Genomic DNA, 6,919 nt, shown 5'->3' with positions numbered 1-6,919 from the left:
CGGCGCAGCCCGCGGCCCCGGCCGCACCCCCCCCCCGGGCCCTCGTCATGCGCGGCCTCGGTCCTTCGTCACCCGCGGCCACGACCCTCATCGCGTACGGCCGCGGTGACCTTGGCGGCCCCGGCGACCCCGCGCCCTCGCGGGCGGCCCGGCGGACGGCTCCGCGCCTCTGCCGGGCAGCGCGACGGGAGGTGCTCAGCGCCGCCCGGGAAGCGCGGCGGTCTCGGACTCGGGCCGCCAGGTGGGGAGATACTCCCGCAGCCGCAGCACCATGCCCTGGCAGTAGGAGGCGTTGTGCTCCAGGCTGCGTTCCGGCATGAACGGCAGCTTGCGCCCGCGCGGGTGGTCGAGCTCGAAGCGGGTCAGAAGCTCCTGGCCCGCCTCCAGGCCGGTCACGTCGAGGTCGATGAGCAGGGCCGCCAGATCGGCGGGCATGTCCACGACCGAGGTCGTCTTCCCGCGCGCCCCGGCGCGCGACTCGACGCCCAGCTCGGTGAAGTCGTAGCGGGGCGGCTTCGGCTTGGCCAGGTAGATGTAGGGCCGGGCCAGCAGGTCGAGCTCGAACGCCGCCCGCGCCCCGGCGTCCCGCCACCAGGACTGACTGCGGGCGAAGTCGACGAGCAACGCGTCGAACTCCTCGCGGTGCGAATGCAGGACGAGATGCGCGACCATCCCGAAATTATGGAAGTCATAGTTCCAGAGTTTCTCCACGGAATCGCGGAAGAAAGTCGCGACCTCGGTGTCCGTACGGCTCTCGAAATATGTCGCGGCGTCGGTGAAGAAATCCTCGAAACTTCTCCTGCCCGACCTCTCCAGATAATTGGCGAGATAATACAGGCCGCGCAGGTTGTAGAGCGAGTGGACCGCGTAGTAGAACCACGTTCCACGCTCGCACTCCTCGCGGCTGACCCAGTTCGTGCCGACCACGACATCGGCTTCCGTGACATCACTGGGAACGCGTTCGACCTGCACTCCGAGAAGGTCGCGCTTCGCGTGGATGGAGGTGTTGTGAAGAAGGAGCTGCGGATAGACGATCAGCGTGTCGGCACGCAGCCGGCACAATTCCGCGACCCCTTCCTTGTAGGAGTCGAGGGTTTCTCCGGGAAGCGGCCAGATCAGCTCGATGTAGGAGCTGATGCGCTTCTCCCTGAGCGTCCTCTGCAGCTCGGTGTAGGTCGCGGGCTTGATGTTCGAGCGGTCGACCAGTTCGAGGGTCTTGGAGCTCATCGACTGCAGCGAGATGGGCTGGCTGGTCAGCAGGCCGCCCTGCACGAGGATCTCGGTGATCTCGGCCATGCGGTCCGGCTTGTTCTTCGCCGCGGCCATCGAGACCATCACCGGGTAGCCGTTCTCCTCGCTGCACTCCACCAGGTGGCGGGTGAGCTCCACGTCGCGCGGGGCCATGCCCCAGTTGGCGTCGGCGATGAAGATCGACACGAAGTTGTTCTTGCTGATCCAGGTGATGTCGTCGCGGACCCGCTGGTCCTCGAACTTGTGCACCTTGTCGTTGGTCGCCGCACCCCAGAAGCAGAAACCGCAGCTGAACGGGCATCCGCGGTTGGTCTCCAGGATGGCGGTGGTGTACTTGCCCTCCTCGAAGACGCCTGAGGTGAAGGGCGAGGGCACCTCCATGAGGTCGCGTACCCGCTCGGCGGCCTCGGTGGTGACGAGCTCCCCCGACCGCCAGAAGCTGATCCCGTGGACGGCGGCGAAGTCGGGGTCGTCGCTGAGGACCTGCCTCAGGTACTGCACCATCGTCTTCTCGCCCTCGCCGTTGCAGACGACGACGTTCTCCTGCTCCGGGGGGACGTACTCGTGGGCGTGCTGCATGACCTGCGGGCCGCCGAGGATGAACTGGGCCTTCGGGAGCCGCTCGTGCAGCGCGGCCAGCACGGCACGCGCGAATCCGATGTTCCAGATGTAACAGCTGATGGCGTACACGTCGCTGCGCCTGCCGAGGAGTTCATCGATCACTTCCTCCCGGTTCGCGGACACGGGTGCGGAGAAGATCTCGAACTCACATCGCGGCCCCACCTCGGGGTCGTGCTGTGCGTAGGCCTGCATGTAACCGGAGGCGAGGGGCAGGATGGCCTCGAATGCAGACAGCTCGACGAATGTGACTTTGGTGTTCATGACGCTCGTCCCTGCGTAGTCTGAGTAATCGCTGAAGCCGGTCGGATGGAATCCGCTTATGGTTTCACAGCGGGAGTGGACGAACAACGCACGCCATTTGCGTCCGCCAATCGCGTGTTACGGTTCTGAAAACCTCGATGACCACGGACTCGATAACCACGGAGGAGAAAACGCATGCCGACTCCCAACTACGAGACCGGCCACCGGAAGCTCTCACTCGACGATCGGATCGCGGAGCATCTCGAAAAGACCTTTCAGGACCCCTGGGAAATCCGTAAACTTTCCCATGATTTCCGCAGGAACGGCTATGTCAAGCTGCGGAACGTGGTCTCCGGCGAGATCAAGGATCTCGTCTCGAACGAGGTGGACCGGCTGCTCGACCTGCACGCGCGCCGGATCGACATCAACCTCAAGGAGACCAGCAACTCGCCGAGGAAGATGAGCACGGTCAGCCAGCAGTCCATCGCACAGGACAGCACCCTGATCCCGGAGCTCTATGACTCCGCCACCCTCAAGGACTTCCTCGGCCGGCTGGCCAACGAGCCGGTCGTCGCCTGCCCCTGGGACGAGGAGAAGTACGTCATCATCCGCCAGGAGAAGCAGGGCGACACCCACGGCTGGCACTGGGGCGACTTCAGCTTCACCCTCATCTGGATCATGGAGGCGCCGAGCAGCGAGTACGGCGGCATGCTCCAGTGCGTCCCCCACACCAACTGGGTGAAGGAGGACCCCCGGGTCCACGACCACCTCATCAAGCAGCCGATCAGCACCTACGCCCACGAGACCGGCGACATCTACTTCCTGCGCTCCGACACGACGCTGCACCGCACGGTCCCGCTGTCGGAGGACCGCACCCGGATCATCCTCAACACCTGCTGGGGCAGCGAGTCCGACGCCAAGAAGGAGCAGTCGCACGAGACCATGGAGGCGATGTTCAGCTGAGCCTCCCGGCCCCGGCGGCTCCGGGACACCTGGGAGATCCGGAAGCGGTACGGGGAACACGGGAACGACGAGAGGGCCCGGTCGATGATCGACCGGGCCCTCTCGTCGTTCCCCCTGTCCTCTCGCCCCGCTGTCCTCTCGCCGCTCGCCCCATCGAGCGTCCGCTCGGTCCTACAGGTGTCCTGCCGGTGCCTTGACGGTGAGGCGCGGCAACGGTCGACGCCCCGCCGAGCCCCGTCCGACCGGCGCCTGCCGAGACGACCGTGCCCGTGCGCGCGAGGGCCGGGGCGTCGACCCCGGAGGTTTTCAGCGGCGGCCAGAGCGGACCGGGCGCCCGCCTCCCCGCGTCGCGTACTCCCGCCCTCGCCCCGCCTGCTCCTGCTCACGCTGCCTGCGCCGCCGTCCCAGGAACCAGCCCGCCCCCAGGATCGCCAGACCTATCGGTGTACGAGACAACCTTCGTGCCACTACGACCTTGAAGAACTTTTTCATAGGGGCCCCCTGCCCCTCAGCGGCCCGATTAGGCATCGGCTTCGCCCATGGCCGCCTCGATCCCGTCCAGGAGGATGACGAGCCCGGCGGCGAAGGTGTCTCTCCCCTCCTGTTCCAGGTAGGGGACGGTCTCGTCCTGAGCCTGGTAGGCGCCCTCGCCCTCCATCCAGGTCAGCGTGGGGAACCGCTCGGCGAAATCGGGGGCGACCTCCGTCAGCAGGGCCGAGCGGGCGTACCACCACTCCTCGTCGGACAGCCCGGTCGCCGCCGGGGCCTGACGCGCCTCCGCGACCGTCTGCGCCGCCCCGCGCACGAAGCAGGAGAGCGTCCCCGCGACGCGCCGCAGCGTCCCGGCGTCCAGCCCGGTCTCCCGGAGGATCCGCATCAGCTCCTCGATCATGACGTACTCGTTGGGACCCAGCACGGGGCGGGCCTGCGACACCTGCAGCATCCACGGATGCCGTATGTAGAACTCCCACGCCTCCCGCGCCCAGGAGGTCACGGCCGCCCGCCAGCCCGCCTCCAGGTCGTGGTGGGTGGACAGTTCGGCGAGGGCCCGGTCGTACATCAGGTCGACCAGCTCGCTCTTGCTGGGGACGTAGGTGTAGAGGGCCATCGCCGTGCGTCCGAGCCGCTCGCCCACCGCGCGCATGGAGAGCGCGGCCATCCCCTCGGAGTCGGCGATCGCGACGGCCGTGTCCACGATGAGGTCCACGCTCAGCGCGGGCTTGGGCCCGGGACGCGCCTGGTCCGACCTGGTGGTACGCCACAGCAGCGCCATCGAACGGCGCGCGTCGCCCTGTCCGGCGAAGACGACCACTTGCAACTCCTTACGGCATAAACTAACTTTGCCGGGCTAACTCTTTACACCCTAAGGATATCGCGTGAGAAGGTTCGTGTTCCCACCCGCCACACCGGTCGGATCAGGCGGCCCGCGGCGCCGCCCGGCCGCCGCGGACAGCCACGACGTGATCGAGGTTCGCGGCGCCAGGGAGAACAACCTGGCCGACGTCTCGCTCGACATTCCCAAGCGGCGGCTCACCGTCTTCACCGGGGTCTCCGGCTCCGGGAAGTCCTCCCTCGTCTTCGGCACCATCGCGGCGGAGTCGCAGCGTCTGATCAACGAGACCTACACGGCCTTCGTCCAGTCGTTCATGCCGAGCCTCGGCCGTCCCGACGTCGACGGCCTGCGCAACCTGAGCGCGGCGATCGTCGTCGACCAGGAGCGGATGGGCGCCAACTCCCGCTCCACGGTCGGCACCGCGACCGACGCGCAGACGATGCTGCGGATCGTCTTCAGCCGGATCGGCACCCCTCACGTCGGCACCTCGAGCGCGTTCAGCTTCAACAGCGCCGAGGGCATGTGCCCCGAGTGCGAAGGGCTCGGCCGGGTCTCCGACATCGACGTCTCCCAGCTCGTCGACGTCGACCGCTCGCTCAACGAGGGGGCGATCACCGCCCCCAACTTCACCGTGGACTCGTGGTACTGGCAGGGCCTGGCCCACTCGGGGTTCTTCGACCCCGACGTCAAGCTGAGGGACTACACCCCCACCCAGTGGGAGGACTTCCTGCACAAACCCGCCACCAAAATCAAAATCGGCACGATGAACACCACCTACGAGGGGCTCCTGGTCAAGGTACGGCGGCTCTATCTCGTCAAGGACCGGGAGTCGATGCAGCCCCACATCCGGGCGTTCGTGGACCGGGCCGTGACGTTCACGAGCTGCCGCGCGTGCGGCGGCAGCAGGCTCAACCCCGCCGCGCTCGCCTCGAAGATCGACGGCCGCAACATCGCCGACTGCGCGGCGATGCAGATCAGCGACCTGGCCGACTTCGTCCGGGGCATCGAGGACACCTCGGTGGGGCCGCTCGTCGCCACCCTGCGCAACACGCTGGAGTCACTGGTGGAGATCGGCCTGGGCTACCTGAGCCTGGACCGCGAGTCGTCCACCCTGTCGGGGGGCGAGGCCCAGCGGGTGAAGATGGTCCGCCACCTCGGCTCCAGCCTGACCGACGTCACCTACGTCTTCGACGAGCCCACGGTCGGGCTGCACCCACACGACATCGAGCGGATGAACAACCTGCTGCTGCGCCTGCGCGACAAGGGCAACACGGTCCTGGTCGTCGAACACAAGCCGGAGACGATCGAGATCGCCGACCACGTGGTCGACCTCGGCCCCGGCGCCGGCTCCTCCGGCGGGCGGATCTGCTTCACCGGCGACGTGGCCGGGCTGCGCGCGTCGGACTCCCTCACCGGCCGCCACCTGGACCACCGGGCCCGCCTGCGCGAGAAGGTACGGCAGCCCAGCGGGCAACTGTCGATCACCGGCGCCCGCCTGCACAACCTCAAGGACGTGAACGTCGACATCCCCCTCGGCGTGCTCACCGTGGTCACCGGCGTCGCCGGCTCGGGCAAGAGCTCGCTGATCCACGGCTCGCTCCCCCGCAGGGACGACGTCGCGGTGGTCGACCAGGCCCCGATCCGGGGCTCGCGCCGCAGCAACCCGGCCACCTACAGCGGGCTGCTCGACGCGATCCGCACCGCCTTCGCCAAGGCGAACGGGGTCAAGGCCGCCCTGTTCAGCGCGAACTCCGAGGGAGCCTGCCCCAACTGCAAGGGCATCGGCCTGGTCTACACCGACCTGGCGATGATGGCCGGGGTGGCGTCGGTGTGCGAGCAGTGCGAGGGCAAGCGGTTCACCCCCGAGGTGCTCACCCACAAGCTGCGCGGCAAGGACATCAGCGAGGTGCTCGCGATGTCGGTGGCCGAGGCCCGCGACTTCTTCGCTCCCGGCACGGCCTCTTCCCCTGCGGCCTCGAAGGCGAGCTTCGGCGCGGCGCGGGCCGTCCTCGACCGGCTCTCCGACGTGGGCCTGGGCTACCTCGGCCTGGGCCAGCCGCTCACCACCCTGTCCGGCGGCGAACGACAGCGGCTCAAGCTCGCCATCCGGATGGCGGAGAAGGCCACCACGTACGTGCTGGACGAGCCGACCACCGGCCTGCACCTGGCGGACGTGGACCAGCTCCTCGCCCTGCTGGACCGGCTCGTCGACGACGGCAACACGGTCGTCGTCATCGAGCACCACCAGGCCGTGATGGCCCACGCCGACTGGATCATCGACCTCGGTCCCGGAGCCGGACACGACGGCGGCCGGATCGTCTTCACCGGCACCCCCGCCGACCTCGTCTCGACGGGAGACTCCCTCACCGCCCGGCACCTGCGGACCTACCTGGGCGGGAACACCACCCGATAGGCACATGGGGAGAGCTCTCCGGAACGCGGGACGTCACCTCGCGCCGTACCGCACCGACAGAGGTCGACGCCCGGCATTTCCCGGGTCATCCCGCCCGG

Annotated in this window: 5 protein-coding genes; 2 read left to right on the top strand and 3 right to left on the bottom strand. The window is 68.0% G+C overall.

The genetic code is table 11. The features are described from left to right. Nucleotides 1-195 precede the first annotated feature (195 nt). Nucleotides 196-2,133, bottom strand: a complete 1,938-nt coding sequence (locus tag AB0B96_RS22730) for a cobalamin-dependent protein (RefSeq protein WP_362901510.1) — start codon at nucleotides 2,131-2,133, stop codon at nucleotides 196-198. A 174-nt stretch (nucleotides 2,134-2,307) separates the two neighbouring features. On the opposite strand from AB0B96_RS22730, the gene AB0B96_RS22725 reads away from it, so the two are divergent. Then, nucleotides 2,308-3,075 carry a hypothetical protein gene (locus tag AB0B96_RS22725; RefSeq protein WP_362901508.1) on the top strand — a complete coding sequence of 256 codons (768 nt, stop codon included), beginning with the start codon at nucleotides 2,308-2,310 and terminating at the stop codon, nucleotides 3,073-3,075. A gap of 306 nt (nucleotides 3,076-3,381) precedes the next feature. On the opposite strand, the gene AB0B96_RS22720 is transcribed toward AB0B96_RS22725, so the two are convergent. Beyond that, nucleotides 3,382-3,567, bottom strand: a complete 186-nt coding sequence (locus AB0B96_RS22720) for a DUF6203 family protein (protein ID WP_362901506.1) — start codon at nucleotides 3,565-3,567, stop codon at nucleotides 3,382-3,384. Nucleotides 3,568-3,595: 28 nt separating this feature from the next. Then, on the bottom strand, nucleotides 3,596-4,387 hold the full coding sequence (locus AB0B96_RS22715) for a TetR/AcrR family transcriptional regulator (protein WP_362901504.1): 792 nt from the start codon (nucleotides 4,385-4,387) through the stop codon (nucleotides 3,596-3,598). A gap of 76 nt (nucleotides 4,388-4,463) precedes the next feature. Here AB0B96_RS22715 and AB0B96_RS22710 point away from each other — a divergent pair, with 76 nt between their 5' ends. Then, a complete protein-coding gene (locus tag AB0B96_RS22710) occupies nucleotides 4,464-6,821 on the top strand; it encodes an excinuclease ABC subunit UvrA (RefSeq protein ID WP_362901524.1) in 2,358 nt (785 codons plus the stop codon). Nucleotides 6,822-6,919 lie beyond the last annotated feature (98 nt).

This window comes from Streptosporangium sp. NPDC049046, from assembly GCF_040649155.1.
Lineage (GTDB): Bacteria > Actinomycetota > Actinomycetes > Streptosporangiales > Streptosporangiaceae > Streptosporangium.
Note: the sequence above shows the minus strand (reverse complement) of the source record. Positions and strands in the feature narration are given on the sequence as shown.

Bases quoted from the DNA above. Each gene is read 5' to 3' on its own strand.
- AB0B96_RS22720 (WP_362901506.1), bottom strand. From the start codon at position 3,567: ATGAAAAAGTTCTTCAAGGTCGTAGTGGCACGAAGGTTGTCTCGTACA.
- AB0B96_RS22730 (WP_362901510.1), bottom strand. From the start codon at position 2,133: ATGAACACCAAAGTCACATTCGTCGAGCTGTCTGCATTCGAGGCCATC.
- AB0B96_RS22725 (WP_362901508.1), top strand. From the start codon at position 2,308: ATGCCGACTCCCAACTACGAGACCGGCCACCGGAAGCTCTCACTCGAC.